The organism is Neotabrizicola sp. VNH66 (assembly GCF_049445895.1).
GTDB lineage: Bacteria > Pseudomonadota > Alphaproteobacteria > Rhodobacterales > Rhodobacteraceae > Pseudogemmobacter.
The window spans coordinates 39,055-53,098 of the sequence record NZ_JBMSDW010000007.1 but is presented as its reverse complement, the minus strand read 5'-3'; the positions used below and the strand labels follow the sequence as shown (position 1 = coordinate 53,098).

Below are 14,044 nucleotides of genomic sequence, written 5' to 3'. Positions count from 1 at the left end.
AACCGCCTGAGTGGAGAGTTTGGCGTCGGGGCGAGTGTTGCCCCGACGCCGGGGCCCGGCCCAGAGGGGGGAGCGCCCCCGGGCCTTGGGATCAAAGTGCCGCGCGGATGAAGTCCATGCTGTCCTGGACTGCGGCCCGGCTGTCGGGCATGTCATGGACCGCAGGTGCAAAGGGTTCAAAACTGAAAGGACCATCGAAGCCCGCGGCCAGCAGCGTGCGGATCTGGGCGATGTTCTCCAGCCGGTCGGCGGCATCGACCAGCACGCGGTGCGGGTCCAGCATCGCGGCGACGGACACGTCAGGATCGGCCACGCCCGAGATATGGACAAGGCTGGTCCAGTCCGGAAAGAACGCGGCTTCCCCTGCCAGATGGTGGTGGAACGTGTCATGCACCAGCCGGTAGGTGTCTTCCCCGCCAGCCGCCTGAATGGCGCGGACCGCCTCGGCCTTGGTGCGCAGCGAAGACACCGGAAAGCCAAGGGGTTCCACCAGCCCGGTCAGGCCGCGGTCCCGCAGGATGGGTGTCATCGCCGCCAGCGCGGCCACCAGATCGTCGAAGGCGACCGGCGTGCCGTCGTTCAGCGGGCACATGACCAGCGCCTTGGCCCCACAGGCCGCGGCATAGTCGGCCATCGCCAATGCCCGGGCTGGCAGATCGCCCGACCAGACGTTGAAGGGATAAAGCGCGTTGATCGAGAGGATCGTCACCCCTGCCGCCGCCGCCGCATCCTTTACCGCCGAAGGGTCCCACGCCCCCACCACATCGGGCAGGTCGTTGCGGATTTCCACCTCGGTCGCGCCCAGTGCCCGCGCCATTGCGAAGAAATCGGTCAGTGACTGCTTCGGCGCGGTGATGTGGTTCATGGCAAAGCGCATCGGGGGACCTCAGGCGTAAAGGGCCGGACGGGCGGGATAGGTGATGGCCACGGCCTCGCCCTCGCGCTCCTGCGCGGCAACGCAGGCGTCCGAGGTCACGGCGGCCATGTAACCGTCCCAGGAGGTGGGACCGGTGGCCGTGCCCGCGGCGGCGGCCTTCAGGAAATCCTGCAGTTCCACGTCGTAGGAGGCGACAAAACGGTCCTTCCAGTCGGTCAGGATGTCGTTCTGCAGCTTGGCACCCAGACGCATCTGAATGGCCATCGGCTCGGGCAGGCGGGCAATGCCGTCCTCGCCCACAACCTCGCACTGGATGTCATAGCCGTAGTGGCAATTGACGAAGATTTCGGTGTCGATGACCACACCCTTGACCGTCTTCAGCGTGACGATCTGCGGATCGCGCAGCTTGGCATGGGTGCGCGCGCAGGCGCGGGGGAAGGTCACGCGGGCCTCGGTGTAGTCATCCTCCAGCAGCCAGCGGAACACGTCGATCTCGTGGATCAGCGTGTCATGGATGGCCATCGGGGTGGTATAGGCTTCGGGCACGGTGGGGTTGCGATGCGCAGCATGAACCATGATCGGCGCCCCGGTGTGCTTCTGCACCGCCTCTTTCAGCGCGACATAGCCCGCATCGTAGCGCCGCATGAAACCGACCTGCACCAGACGGCGGCCCGCGGCCACTTCGGCATCAACGATACGCTTGGCGCCTTCGGCCGTAGTGGCCAGCGGTTTTTCGCAGAAGCAGGGCTTTCCGGCGGCGATGGCGGCCAGAACATATTCCTCATGCGTGGCACCCCATGACGTGACGAGGACAGCATCCACCTCGGGGCTGGCGATCAGTTCCTGCCCGGTGGCATGGACGGTGGCCCCCGGCGCGATGTCGGCCCGCACCGCCTCGGCCGAGGCGCAGTTCACGTCGCTCAGCGCAACGATCCTGCCGCCGGCCAGCACCTGATTGATGCGCCGGGCATGATCGCGGCCGATGGCGCCGGTGCCGATAACTCCGATGTTGACGGTCATGGTGAGGGCCTCACTTCCAGAATTTGTCGATGTAGCGTTGCATTTCACGGCGCATGAACGTGCCGGAGGCATCGGCCTTGTCTTCCCAGGCAAAGACACAGGCGGTCATGATCCCGTCGAAGCCGATCTCATGCAGGGTGCCGAAGAAGTCGTCCCACGGCACCTCGCCCTGACCGATGTTCAGATGCTGGTGCACGCGGGCCTGTGTGCCCGGCGGGTTCAGGATGTAGCGCAGACCGGAACTGGCCTTGTGGTTGAAGGTGTCGCCCACATGGACATGGGCCAGCACATCCTTCGCCTCGCGCAGCATCGCTTTGGTGTCGTCACCGAAATAGAAGGTATGCGGCGCGCAATAGAGGAATTTCACCCGTTTCGAATTGACCGTGCGGATGATGTCCAACGCGGGCTGCAGCGTCTCGCACCAGTCTTCGGGGTGGGGTTCGATGTTCAGCTGAATGCCTTCGCGCTCCAGCACGGGGACAAGATCCTCCATGCTGCGCCACCAGGCATCCTCGCAGGCCTCGATCATGCTGCCGGTGTGGCAGCAATAGCAGGACCCCTTGTCCGGATGCGGGCCGCGGCCGAATTCGCTGTTCATCGTGTCGACGCCCAGTTCGACGGCGATTTCGATGGCGCGTTTCCAGTGCCTGACCGCGGCCTGCCGCTCGGTTTCGTAATTCGAGGCCCAGCGATACATCGGCAGCAGGCTGGCGATGCCCACATCCGCCGCCTTCAATGCGCGCTTGAAGGCGGCAAGGCGGTCCGGGAACACCCGGGGTGCCTTGAACCATTCCAGAAAATCACCGCGCGGCGACAGTTCGATCCAGTCAAAGCCCAGGTCCTTCACCTTGAAGGGCAGGTCTTCCAGACTGAGGTGACGGTGCATGAAAGGATCGAGCGCGATCTTCATGATATGCTCCGGATGTGGGGTATCGGGGAAGGAAGGCCCGGTCAGGCCTTCTTCACGCGCTTTTTCTGGCGGTAGACATCGGCCACCACGGCGGCCACGATGATCACGCCCTTGATCATTTCCTGATAATAGGCGTCCAGTCGCAGGAAGGTGAAACCGGAGATGATGACGCCGAAGATCACCATGCCGATGGCAGTGCCGATGATCGACCCCCGCCCGCCGGCAAGGGACACGCCCCCGATCACGGCCATGGCGATGGCGTCCAGTTCATAGGCCAGACCCATGCCCGCCTGCGCAGTCTGGCCCCGCGCCGCGACCACCATCCCGGCCAGCGCCGCCAGCATCGCCGCCACGACATAGACCTTCACCAGATGCCGTTCGACGTTGATGCCCGAGACGCGGGCCGCCTGCATATTGGCACCGATGGCATAGATGAACTTGCCGTAGCGGGTGTATTTCATCGCGATGTGGAAGATCGCCGCGACCAGAATGAAGATCACCACCGGCATCATGCCCGAGCCGATGAAGGCAAAATCCTCGGTCGGAAAGCTGACCGGCTGGCCCTTGGTATACCATTTCGCAAAACCGCGGACGGTGACCATGGTGCCCAGCGTGGCGATGAAGGGCGGGATCTTGGTGTAGGAGATCAGCAGCCCGTTGATCAGCCCGACCACGGCCCCGAAGGCCAGACCCAGAAGAATGGGCACGATGGCGGGCAGGTCGGTCAATGCCGGATAGACGGCCCGGGCATAGGTCGAAACCTGCGCGAAGGACATGGCGAACATCGCCACCGCCCCCACGACGGACCCCGACGACAGGTCGATCCCGCCCGATATGATGACCTGCGTCACCCCCACGGCGATGATCCCGATGACCGAGACCTGCAGGATCATGATGGACAGGCGCTGCCAGCTGAACAGAAAGCTTTGCCCCTGCGTGATCCAGCCCAGAACTTCGAACACGGCCGAGATGGCGACCAGAACCAGAAGGATGTTGACCTCGGCCGGAAGGCGACGTGCGGGGGTAGCGGATTTGACGGTTGCATTCATCTTTGATGTTCCCCTCGGCCGTCAGCGCGCGGCCAGTTCCATGATCTTGACCTGATCCGCCTCGTCGCGGGTCAGGAAGCCGGAGACATGCCCCTCGTGCATGACCATGATGCGGTCGCTCATCCCCAGAACCTCGGGCAGTTCGGACGAGATCATCAGGACGGCCACGCCTTCAGCGGCCAGATTGGTGATCAGCCGGTGGATTTCCGACTTCGCCCCCACGTCGATGCCGCGGGTGGGTTCATCCAGGATCAGGATGCGCGGCTTCGTCAGCAGCCAGCGCGCGATCAGCAGCTTCTGCTGGTTGCCGCCGGACAGGTTTTCCACCCGCTCCGCCAGATTCGGCGTCTTGACCCGCAGGCGGCCGGCCATCTCTTCGGCCAGTCCGGTCACCGCTTTCTGGTCCACGAAGCCGGCCTTGGCATAGGACCGGGTGATCAGCGCCATCTGGATATTCTCCAGACAATCGAGGATCAGGAAGCAGCCGGTTTCCTTGCGGTCTTCCGTCAGGAAGGCGATGCCCTGATCCATGGCCTGCGCCGGGGTCTGGATATCCACCGCCTTGCCATTGATGCGGATCGTGCCCGAAGCGGCCGGATGCACCCCGAACAGGGCCTCGGCCACATTGGACCGTTTGGAGCCGACCAGCCCCGCCAGCCCAAGGATCTCTCCGCGACGCAACTGAAAGCTGATGTCGTAGAACACGCCCGGCAACGTCAGCTTTTCCACCTCAAGGATCACCTCGCCGATGGGGCAATCGACCTTGGGGAACATGTCGGTGATCTCGCGGCCCACCATCATGCGGATGATGTCGTCGCGGGTCACATCGGCGGCATTGTGGGTGCCCACATATTTGCCGTCGCGGAAGACGGTGAATTCATCCGCGATCTCGAACAGCTCGTTCATTTTGTGGGTGATGTAGACGATGCCCACCCCCCGCGCCCGCAGATCGCGGATGATGGTGAACAGATGTTCGACTTCGCGTTCGGTAATGGCCGAAGTGGGTTCGTCCATGATCAGAACATCGGAATTGTGGCTGACGGCCTTGGCGATCTCGACCATCTGCTTTTGTGCCACGGTCAGTTCCGACACCAGGGTCACCGGGTTCAGCCGGATGTTCAGCCGGTCGAACAGTTCCTGCGTCTGGGCGGCCATCTTGCGGTGGTCGATCAGGCCGAAGGCATTCTTCGGCTCGCGCCGGATCCAGATGTTCTCGGCAATGGTCATCGAGTTCATCAGCGCCAGTTCCTGGTGGATCATCGAGATCCCCTGGTCCAGCGCATCCAGCGGCGATTTCAGGGTGACGGTCTCGCCCCGCAGCCGGATTTCACCCGCGTCGGGCTGATAGACCCCGGCGATGATCTTCATCAGCGTGGATTTTCCGGCGCCGTTCTCGCCCATCAGGGCATGAACCGTGCCGGGCCGTATCTTCAGCTGGACATTGTCCAGCGCGAGGACGCCGGGAAATTCCTTGCGGATGCCCGAGATGGCAAGGACGCCTTCGTCCTCGATCCGGGTCCTGACTTTTTCGACGGCGGCCGCCGTGGCCGGGCTGAGCATGCGCAATCCCCCTTTTGAAACTGGTCAAAGGCGGGACGAAGGGCGGCCGTGCCCCTCGTCCCGGTCACGGATCAGTTCTTGGCGGTGTAATCCGCCAGATTGGCCGGGGTGACGAGTTCGAAGGGAATGTAGACCTTCTTCTCGACCGTCTCGCCGCGGGCAAACTTCAGCGCGGCATCCACCGCACCCTGCCCCTGACCGGCGGCGTTCTGGAACACGGTCACGTCCAGATCGCCCGCGCCCATGGCGGCCAGCGCGTCCTGCGTGGCATCCACCCCGCCCACGATGACCGAGGCCATGTCCATCCCCGCGGCCTTCATCGCCTGAATGGCGCCGATGGCCATTTCGTCGTTGTTGGCGATGACGGCATCGAATTGCAGCCCGGCCGACAGCCAGTTGGTCATAAGGTCGGCGCCCTGGGTGCGCGACCAGTTGGCGGTCTGCTCTTCCACGATCTTCATGAAGCTGCATTCCGGCGTGGCAATCACATCGTGAATGTCCTGCGTCCGCATGCGGGCGGCCTGGTTCGACAATTCGCCCATCATTACCACGATATTCGCCTCGGTCTTGCCGGCTTCCTTCAGCAGGCGGCAAACCTCCTGCGTTTCAAGCGTGCCCGACTCCAGCTCGTTCGAGGCGACGAAGGCCTGCTTCTCGGGCAGGGTATCCACGTTCACCGGCTCGCGGTTGACATAGACCAGCGGAATGCCCGCGGCGGCGGCGGCTTCGGACATGGCCACGGTCGCATCGGTATCGACCGGATTCACGATGATCGCATCCACGCCCGAGGCAATGAAGTTCTGGATCTGGTTCAGCTGCTTGCCCACGTCGTTCTGGGCATCTTCGATCTGCAGCGTCACCCCGTCCTGTCCGGCGGCATAATCGGACATGCCGTTGCGCAGCACGGTCAGGAAGTTGTCGTCGAACAATGCCATCGACACACCGATGTTCTCGGCCGAGGCGGCCGTGCCCATCAGGCTGGCAATGACGCTGCTGGCGATCAGGAATTTCTTCATGTCTTTCCTCCTCTGTCGGCCCCGGCCTGCCATTTCATCGGGATGCACAAGGCCGTCCGCAGAAATGCTGCGGATGGGTCCTGTCCCTGCCGGTCTTGCAACGCGCGGATTTGCTCCTCAGCCCTCCGCCGTAGGGGCAAATTTCACGATCCACCGATTCCGGTCAACGGAGCCGTATCGTCACGGAGCATCATTCATGATAGAAAATCATCACAATAATGATGGTTTTCTATCATATGCTTTCGGGCGTCCAGAGATGGGGCACCACGAAGCGTTGGCCGGGATTTTCGGCCATACCTTCTTCGACCGTATGGATCACCGTGGTCATCAGCTCGGCACACAGGTCGCGCAGCGGGGTCTGAAAGATGCCGGTGATCCTGCGCCCCATCAGCGCCTGCCGCGATTCGGGGGTTACCTCGTGAACGATGCAGGCCAGAGGATCGGCCGACCGCGACGCCTCCAGCGCGGCGATCGCCCCCTCCATCCCGCCCCCGGCACAATAAACGCCCACCAGATCGGGGTGACGGTGCATGGCGATTTCCAGCGCATCCCGGGTCAGGGCGCGGGTCTCGTTGTTCACGATGGCGTCCAGCACCTCGAACTCGGGCGCCAGTTCACGGCAATAGGCGCGGAACCCGGCCTCACGCAAAGTGTGGCCGTGATAGCGGTGTCCGCCGATGAACACCGCCAGCTTGCCCGGCCTTCGCGCCGCCAGCGTCAGCAGCCAAGCAGCACTGCGGCCAACCTTCATGTTGTTCGTGCCGAAATAGCCTTCGCGCGTGCCGGGCGCAAAATCAGACAGAAGCGAAAACGTGGGAATCCCCCGTTCGCGCAGCCGGGCGACAGCGGTGGTGACATCGTGGTGATCCAGCCCGGTGGCCGCCACCGCCTGCACCTTGCCCGCCATTCGTTGCAAAATATCCGCCACCTCGGCCGGGTCAGAGCTTTGGGCGAAGCTGATCGTCACCCGGATGTTGCGATCCAGCACCCGGCCGGCCGCCTCGCGCATTTCCTGCGCGAAGGCCTGATAGAAGGCGTGCCGTTCCTTCTGCAGCACGACACCCAGATGATATTCGGGCAGGTTGGCCAGAATGCGCTGACGGATCGCATTCGCCGCATGATAGCCGATGCGCTCGGCCGCTTCGGACACTTTGCGCGCCGTCTCCTCTCGCACCGGAAGACGGCCGTTCAGCACCCGGTCGACGGTGGCCACGCTGACACCGGATGCGCGGGCCAGATCGTTGATGGTGGGGCGCTTCACGAAGCCTCCGGATGGTTCTTGATGGAATTACCATCATGAATGAAAGCCTATATCACAGAACACAAGCCGGCTTTTGCAGCGGACAGCCGGTCAGCCTTCGGCAGGCAAGGCGTTCTGGTCGATCAGATAGCGCTGCGACAGCGGCGTGGCCGCCGCACCCAAAGCACGGGCATCGGCACCCACGGTGCCTTCGCGGATCGCAGGCGGGTCGATCCCCGACAGATCCAGCCGGTGCAGCGCCGCAGCCGTGCGCGCGGTCAGTTCAGCCCGGATGGCAACAGGCATCCAGCCGTCGATCAGCACCGCTTCGATCTCGGTCAGGGCGGCCGCGGACAGCGTGGCCCAGGCCAGCCCTTCGGCCGCCGTCTCCAGCCAGCGGTCCAGCACCGGGCGGCTGACTTCCCATTGCGCATGCTGGGCCCAAAGATGATCGGACGGCTCTCCGGCAGCATCCATCGCGTCGGCCAGCACCGCCATCGAGGCAGCATCGAACAGCCGCGCCATGCCCCCCGCGGCACCGGGCACCGGCATGGGACCCACGCCCCCGGCATTGCCGCTGCGGCCGGTGAACAGCTGGCCGTTCAGGACCAGCCCGCCCCCGATGAAGGTGCCGCAGTAGAAATACAGGAAATCCTTCGGCCGCTCGCCCTTGCCGAAGACAAGCTCGGCCCCGCAGGCGGCGGTGGCATCGTTGCGGATGAAGACCGGCAGCCCGGTCAGCGCGGCCAGTTCCGCCTGCATGTCGCAGCTCCGCCAGGCATCCATTTCGCCCTGCGGCGCCCCAAGAGCCTGCACCCAGCTCCACAGCTGGAACGGCATGGCAACACCCAGCCCCCCGATTCGATGCCGCATCATGACGGGCAGGGTTGCCGTCAGTTCCGGCACCGCCTCCTGCGCGAAAGCCGTCACCACATCAGGCGTGGGATAACGGTAGACGCGGCGACGCATGCACAGGATGCGGCCCAGAAAGTCGATCAGCACCAGATCGGCCGACCGCCGCCCGATCTTCAGCCCGAAGAAAAAGGCCCCGTCCGCCGCCAGCGACATCGGGATGGACGGCTGGCCGATCCGCCCGCGCTGTGGCGTGCCGCGCGCCAGTAGCCCGTCCTTTTCCAGCGCGCGCATGATGACCGACACGGTCTGCGCCGAAAGCCCGGTCATGCGGGCAATGTCGGATTTTGCCAAAGCACCGTGCCGGCGCAACAGCGTCAGCACCAGACGTTCGTTCTGTGCCCGCATGCCGGACTGGTTGGTGCCGCGGAACTGCCCCGCCTCGGCAGCGGCGCGCTCCGGAAAGGGGCCGCTGTCCGCGTCATGGGTCATGGCCCTTCTCCGATCACGCCCTTCCTCAGGATGACGTTGGCGTATAGCGCACGTTCGCCGGTGGCAATGACCGCATGCGCCGCAGAGATGCGCGGATAGAGTTCTGCCCCCGCCAGCGGCTGCACCGCAAACCCCGGCTTCAGCGTGGCGCAGACCGCCTCGATCCGGTGGTGGATAGGTGCGCTTTGCATCGGATCGTTGTTCTGGCTGGCGCGGAAAATTGCCGCCGGGCTGTCGGTGTCCAGCGGAAGCACCTGCAGCACGGCCTGCAGCATCACCAGCAGGCTGTGACCGTCCGCGCGGATCAGCCGCCGCGCATGCGAAAGCGCGGGATAATTGCCGTCCACAAGGGCGATCTCGTCGCCATGTCCCATCGCCCGCAGGGTGGCCAGAAGCTCCGGCCCCAGAACAGGCGGTATCCCGATCAGCATTCCACACCTCCCCGGACCCGGCGCACCGGACCGCTCCTGTCTCAGGTTTCGGGCGAAGCCGGCGATCTGTCAATAATAAATCACTCTTATTTATTTATATTGACGCGCCATCGGGAATCGGCTTTTTTGACGTTATCGCAGCGGGAGGAACAGCTGCGCAGCGCGGCGGGATGTGCGCCGCACCAATGGGAGGATTGCCATGATGACCTCGATGAAGGCCCTTCTGGGCACGGCAACGCTTGCGCTGATGGCGACGGGCGCCGCGGCCGAGACCAGCGCCTGCCTGATCACCAAGACCGACACCAACCCCTTCTTCGTGAAAATGAAGGAAGGCGCCGAGGCCAAGGCGGCCGAACTGGGCGTGACCCTGAAATCCTATGCGGGCAAGGTCGACGGCGACCATGAAAGCCAGGTCGCCGCGATCGAGGCCTGCGTGGCCGATGGCGCCAAGGGCATCCTGCTGACCGCTTCGGACACCAAGGCCATCGTCGATTCGGTCAAGGCCGCCCGCGATGCCGGCGTTCTGGTCATCGCGCTGGACACGCCGCTGGACCCGATCGACGCCGCCGATGCCACCTTTGCCACCGACAACTTCAAGGCGGGGCTGCTGATCGGCGAATGGGCCAAGGCCACGATGGGTGATGCCGCAGCCAATGCCAAGATCGCGCTGCTGGACCTGTCCATCGCCCAGCCGTCGGTGGATGTGCTGCGCGACCAGGGCTTCCTGCAGGGCTTCGGCATCGACCTTGCCGATCCAAACAAATGGGGCGACGAATCCGATGCGCGGATCGTGGGCAACGAGGTGACCTCTGGCAACGAGGAGGGCGGCCTGAAAGCGATGGAAGCCCTGCTGGCCAAGGACCCCGATATCAATGTCGTCTACACGATCAACGAACCCTCGGCCGCGGGGGCCTATGAGGCGCTGAAAGCTGCGGGCAAGGAACAGGGCGTGCTGATCGTGTCCGTCGATGGCGGCTGCCCGGGCGTTCAGGACGTGAAGGCCGGTGTGATCGGCGCCACCTCGCAGCAATACCCGCTGCTGATGGCTTCGCTGGGGATCGAGGCGATTGCGAAATTCGCCGCCGACGGCACCAAGCCCGCGCCGACCGAAGGCAAGGATTTCTTCGACACCGGCGTCGCCCTGATCACCGACAAGCCCGCCGCGGGAATCGAATCCATCGACTCGGCCAAAGGGCTGGAGCTGTGCTGGGGCTGATGCCCGCCATCCGATGAACCCAGAAGGGGCGGCCCGCGCCGCCCTTTCGCACAACCGGCCCCCAGCTCCGGGGGCAGCGGAGGGAACGCATGTCAACTGACGCGAAATCCGTCTCGGGCGCGTATGAGGCCGGCCTTCAGGGCGCCTCGGAAAAAGTGGCCGAATTCACCGAAGAGACCAGTGCGCTGAAAAAGTTGCAGCACTGGCTGCACCAGACGCCGTCGGCCGTGCCGATGATCGTCCTGCTGGTGGCCATCGTGATCTTCGGCTTTGCAGCCGACAACTTCTTCAAGGCAGGCACCCTGTCCACCATCCTGCAGCAGATTGCCATCGTGGGCATTCTGGGCTGCGCGCAGTCGCTGGTGGTGCTGACCGCCGGGATCGACCTGTCGGTCGGCGCGATTGCGGTCTTCTCTTCGGTGCTGATGGGACAGATCACCTTCCGCTACGGTGTTCCGGCCGAGCTTTCCATCGTCATCGGCCTGCTTCTCGGCACGGCCATGGGGGCGGTGAACGGCTTTCTCGTCGCGCGGATGAAATTGCCGCCCTTTATCGTGACACTGGGCACCTGGCAGATCCTGCTGGCCTCGAATTTCATCTATTCCGCGAATGAGACGATCCGGTCTTCGGACATCGCGGAAAAGGCCCCCGCGCTGCAGCTCTGGGGTGCGTCAATCCAGCCGGGCGGAGTGAAGATCCTTTATGCGGTCTTCCTGATGATCGTGCTGGTGGCCGTGATGGCCTGGATCCTGCGTCACACCGCTTGGGGCCGCCATGTCTATGCCACGGGCGACGATCCGGTCGCGGCAGAGCTGGCGGGCGTTCCAACGAAAAAGGTTCTGGTGCAGGTCTATGCGCTGGCCGGGCTGTTCTGCGCCATTGCGGGCTGGGTGATGATCGGCCGCTTCGGCTCAGTCTCGCCCACCGCATCCACCGGGCAGCTGGGCAATATCCAGTCCATCACCGCGGTGGTGATCGGGGGCATCTCGCTCTTCGGCGGACGGGGCAGCATCGTCGGCATGTTCTTCGGCGCGCTGATCGTCGGCACTTTCGAAATGGGCCTGCGCCTTGTCGGCACCGACCCGCAATGGACCTTCTTCCTCATCGGCGCGCTGATCATCTTCGCCGTCGCCGTGGATCAATGGATCAGAAAGGTATCTGGCTGATGGAACCGATCCTGAAAGGCACCGGCCTTGTCAAACGCTATGGCAAGGTGACCGCCATCGACCATTCGGACTTCGACCTTTATCCGGGCGAAATCCTGGCCGTCATCGGCGACAACGGCGCGGGCAAATCCACCCTGATCAAGGCCATGTCCGGCGCCGTGACCCCGGATGAGGGCGAGATCACGCTGGAGGGCAGGCCCATCCGCTTCTCCTCGCCCATCGACGCCCGCGCCGCGGGGATCGAGACGGTGTATCAGACACTGGCCATGTCGCCCGCCCTGTCCATCGCGGACAACATGTTCATGGGTCGGGAACTGCGAAAGCCCGGCGTCATGGGGTCGCTGTTCCGGCAGCTGGACCGCCCGCGGATGGAGAAATTCGCCCGCGACAAGCTGAACGAACTGGGGCTGATGACGATCCAGAACATCAACCAGGCGGTGGAGACCCTGTCGGGCGGCCAGCGTCAGGGGGTGGCGGTGGCGCGGGCGGCGGCCTTCGGGTCCAAGGTCGTGATCCTGGACGAACCGACGGCCGCGCTTGGGGTCAAGGAATCCCGCCGCGTGCTGGACCTGATCCGCGATGTCCGGTCACGGGGGATTCCGATCATCCTGATCAGCCACAACATGCCCCATGTGTTCGAGGTGGCCGACCGCATCCACATCCACCGTCTGGGCCGCCGGCTGTGCGTGATCCGCCCGCAGGATTACACCATGTCCGATGCGGTGGCCTTCATGACCGGGGCCAAACTGCCCGAAGGGGTGACCGAGGCCGCCTGACACGCAAGCCATTCCCTGCCGTCACTGGCTGGGAATGGCCAGCACCCCAAGTGCCGGACGGGCGAGCAATCCGGAAATCGGGTCAGACGGCATCCGGCTGCTGTTCCGGCGCGGCAAGGGCAAAGGCCGGGATTTCCAGACAGGCGCGGTGGATGCGGCCAAGGGTGGGCCAGCGCTCCTCCTCCAGTCCGAAGCGCCGGTTGTTCAGCATCTGCGCGAAGAGGCAGATGTCGGCCAGCCCCGGCGTCTCGCCATGGCAGAAGGTGCCGGTTCGGGAGGATCCGGCCAGCATCTTCTCCAACGGATCCAGCGTGGCGCAGGTCCAGTGCCGGAACCATTCGGCCTGCACCGCCTCATCCGCGGCGAATCTGTCATTCAGATAGGTCAGCACCCGCAGATTGTTCAGCGGATGCACCTCGCAGGCGATCATCGCAGCCAGTCCCCGCACCCGCGCACGGCCGGGCAGATCCGCAGGCAGCAGCGGCGGATCGGGAAACCTTTCCTCCAGATATTCGATGATCGGCACCGATTGCGTCAGGATCAGCCCGTCCATCTCCAGCGCGGGCACCACGCCCTGCGGGTTCACCGACAGATAGCTGTCGGACAGATGTTCCCGGCGGCGCAGGTTCCACGCCACATAGCTGTAGTCCAATCCCTTCATCCGCAGCGCCACCCGCACCCGCACCGAAGTGGAGGAGCGGAAATAGCTGTGCAGGCGGATTGCCGTCATGCGCGCGGGCCGATCAGCGTGGTGATCGGCGCCAGCCCGTCGATTTCGACGGTGCATTTGTCACCTTCCTCCAGCGGCCCGACACCTGCCGGGGTGCCGGTGAAGATCAGATCGCCCGGCAGGATGGTGACCGAGGCGGACAGCGCGGCGATGATCTCGGCCACATTCCAGATCATCGTGTCCAGCGTGGCATCCTGCCGGGTCTCTCCGTTGACGTTCAGGCGCACGCGGGTGGCGCCGGGCAGCGCCTGCCCCGGCCGCGGGCTGATCGTGCCCACCACCGCCGAACGGTCGAAGGCCTTGCTCCAGTCCCAGGGGCGGCCACGGTCGCGCAGGGCGAATTGCAGATCGCGCCGGGTCAGGTCATTGCCCGTCGCATAGCCGAAGACATGATCCAGCGCATTGGCCACGGCGATATCGGCACCCGCCTTGCCGATGGCGATGACCAGTTCAGCCTCGTGGTGAAAGTTTTCGGTCAGCGGCGGATAGGCCACCGTCTCGCCATCCTGCACCAGCGCATCAATCGGTTTGGTGAAAAAGAACGGCGGCTCCCGCTCCGGCTGGAACCCCATCTCCCGGATGTGGTCGGCATAGTTGCGGCCCACACAGAAGATGCGGCGCAGGGCAAAGCGGCGGCTGTCTCCGGCGACGGGCAGGCTTTGCACGGGCAGCGGCGGGAAGACATATTCCATGGGTATTCCTTTCTGGC

General features: G+C 64.3%; 14 protein-coding genes. 3 read left to right on the top strand and 11 right to left on the bottom strand.

Features of this window, described 5'->3' with window-relative positions:
• Positions 1-91 precede the first annotated feature (91 nt).
• From ACO2Q5_RS11800 to ACO2Q5_RS11760, 9 genes are all read right to left on the bottom strand, one after another.
• Positions 92-877 carry a TIM barrel protein gene (locus ACO2Q5_RS11800; RefSeq protein ID WP_423291206.1) on the bottom strand — a complete coding sequence of 262 codons (786 nt, stop codon included), beginning with the start codon at positions 875-877 and terminating at the stop codon, positions 92-94.
• A 9-nt stretch (positions 878-886) separates the two neighbouring features.
• A complete protein-coding gene (locus tag ACO2Q5_RS11795) occupies positions 887-1,897 on the bottom strand; it encodes a Gfo/Idh/MocA family protein (protein WP_423291204.1) in 1,011 nt (336 codons plus the stop codon).
• 10 nt (positions 1,898-1,907) lie between these two features.
• Positions 1,908-2,807 carry a sugar phosphate isomerase/epimerase family protein gene (locus tag ACO2Q5_RS11790; RefSeq protein ID WP_423291202.1) on the bottom strand — a complete coding sequence of 300 codons (900 nt, stop codon included), beginning with the start codon at positions 2,805-2,807 and terminating at the stop codon, positions 1,908-1,910.
• 41 nt (positions 2,808-2,848) lie between these two features.
• Positions 2,849-3,856, bottom strand: a complete 1,008-nt coding sequence (locus tag ACO2Q5_RS11785) for an ABC transporter permease (protein ID WP_423291200.1) — start codon at positions 3,854-3,856, stop codon at positions 2,849-2,851.
• A 21-nt stretch (positions 3,857-3,877) separates the two neighbouring features.
• A complete protein-coding gene (locus ACO2Q5_RS11780; protein WP_423291198.1) occupies positions 3,878-5,416 on the bottom strand; it encodes a sugar ABC transporter ATP-binding protein in 1,539 nt (512 codons plus the stop codon).
• A 71-nt stretch (positions 5,417-5,487) separates the two neighbouring features.
• On the bottom strand, positions 5,488-6,432 hold the full coding sequence (locus ACO2Q5_RS11775) for a sugar ABC transporter substrate-binding protein (RefSeq protein ID WP_423291196.1): 945 nt from the start codon (positions 6,430-6,432) through the stop codon (positions 5,488-5,490).
• Between the two features lie 232 nt (positions 6,433-6,664).
• Positions 6,665-7,693, bottom strand: a complete 1,029-nt coding sequence (locus ACO2Q5_RS11770; RefSeq protein WP_423291194.1) for a LacI family DNA-binding transcriptional regulator — start codon at positions 7,691-7,693, stop codon at positions 6,665-6,667.
• A 90-nt stretch (positions 7,694-7,783) separates the two neighbouring features.
• Positions 7,784-8,932, bottom strand: a complete 1,149-nt coding sequence (locus tag ACO2Q5_RS11765) for an ROK family transcriptional regulator (protein ID WP_423291559.1) — start codon at positions 8,930-8,932, stop codon at positions 7,784-7,786.
• Positions 8,933-9,012: 80 nt separating this feature from the next.
• On the bottom strand, positions 9,013-9,447 hold the full coding sequence (locus tag ACO2Q5_RS11760) for an RbsD/FucU family protein (RefSeq protein WP_423291192.1): 435 nt from the start codon (positions 9,445-9,447) through the stop codon (positions 9,013-9,015).
• Positions 9,448-9,649: 202 nt separating this feature from the next.
• Here ACO2Q5_RS11760 and ACO2Q5_RS11755 point away from each other — a divergent pair, with 202 nt between their 5' ends.
• The 3 genes from ACO2Q5_RS11755 (at position 9,650) to ACO2Q5_RS11745 (ending at position 12,605) form a co-directional block, all read left to right on the top strand.
• Positions 9,650-10,663 carry a sugar ABC transporter substrate-binding protein gene (locus tag ACO2Q5_RS11755; protein WP_423291557.1) on the top strand — a complete coding sequence of 338 codons (1,014 nt, stop codon included), beginning with the start codon at positions 9,650-9,652 and terminating at the stop codon, positions 10,661-10,663.
• 89 nt (positions 10,664-10,752) lie between these two features.
• A complete protein-coding gene (locus tag ACO2Q5_RS11750; protein ID WP_423291190.1) occupies positions 10,753-11,829 on the top strand; it encodes an ABC transporter permease in 1,077 nt (358 codons plus the stop codon).
• On the top strand, positions 11,829-12,605 hold the full coding sequence (locus tag ACO2Q5_RS11745; RefSeq protein WP_423291188.1) for an ATP-binding cassette domain-containing protein: 777 nt from the start codon (positions 11,829-11,831) through the stop codon (positions 12,603-12,605). The genes ACO2Q5_RS11750 and ACO2Q5_RS11745 overlap by 1 nt, the downstream gene beginning before the upstream one ends.
• 82 nt (positions 12,606-12,687) lie before the next feature.
• On the opposite strand, the gene maiA is transcribed toward ACO2Q5_RS11745, so the two are convergent.
• Positions 12,688-13,335: a maleylacetoacetate isomerase gene (gene maiA, locus ACO2Q5_RS11740; RefSeq protein ID WP_423291186.1), complete on the bottom strand. Its 648-nt coding sequence runs from the start codon at positions 13,333-13,335 to the stop codon at positions 12,688-12,690.
• Positions 13,332-14,027, bottom strand: a complete 696-nt coding sequence (locus ACO2Q5_RS11735) for a fumarylacetoacetate hydrolase family protein (RefSeq protein ID WP_423291184.1) — start codon at positions 14,025-14,027, stop codon at positions 13,332-13,334. The genes maiA and ACO2Q5_RS11735 overlap by 4 nt, the downstream gene beginning before the upstream one ends.
• Positions 14,028-14,044: the final 17 nt, after the last annotated feature.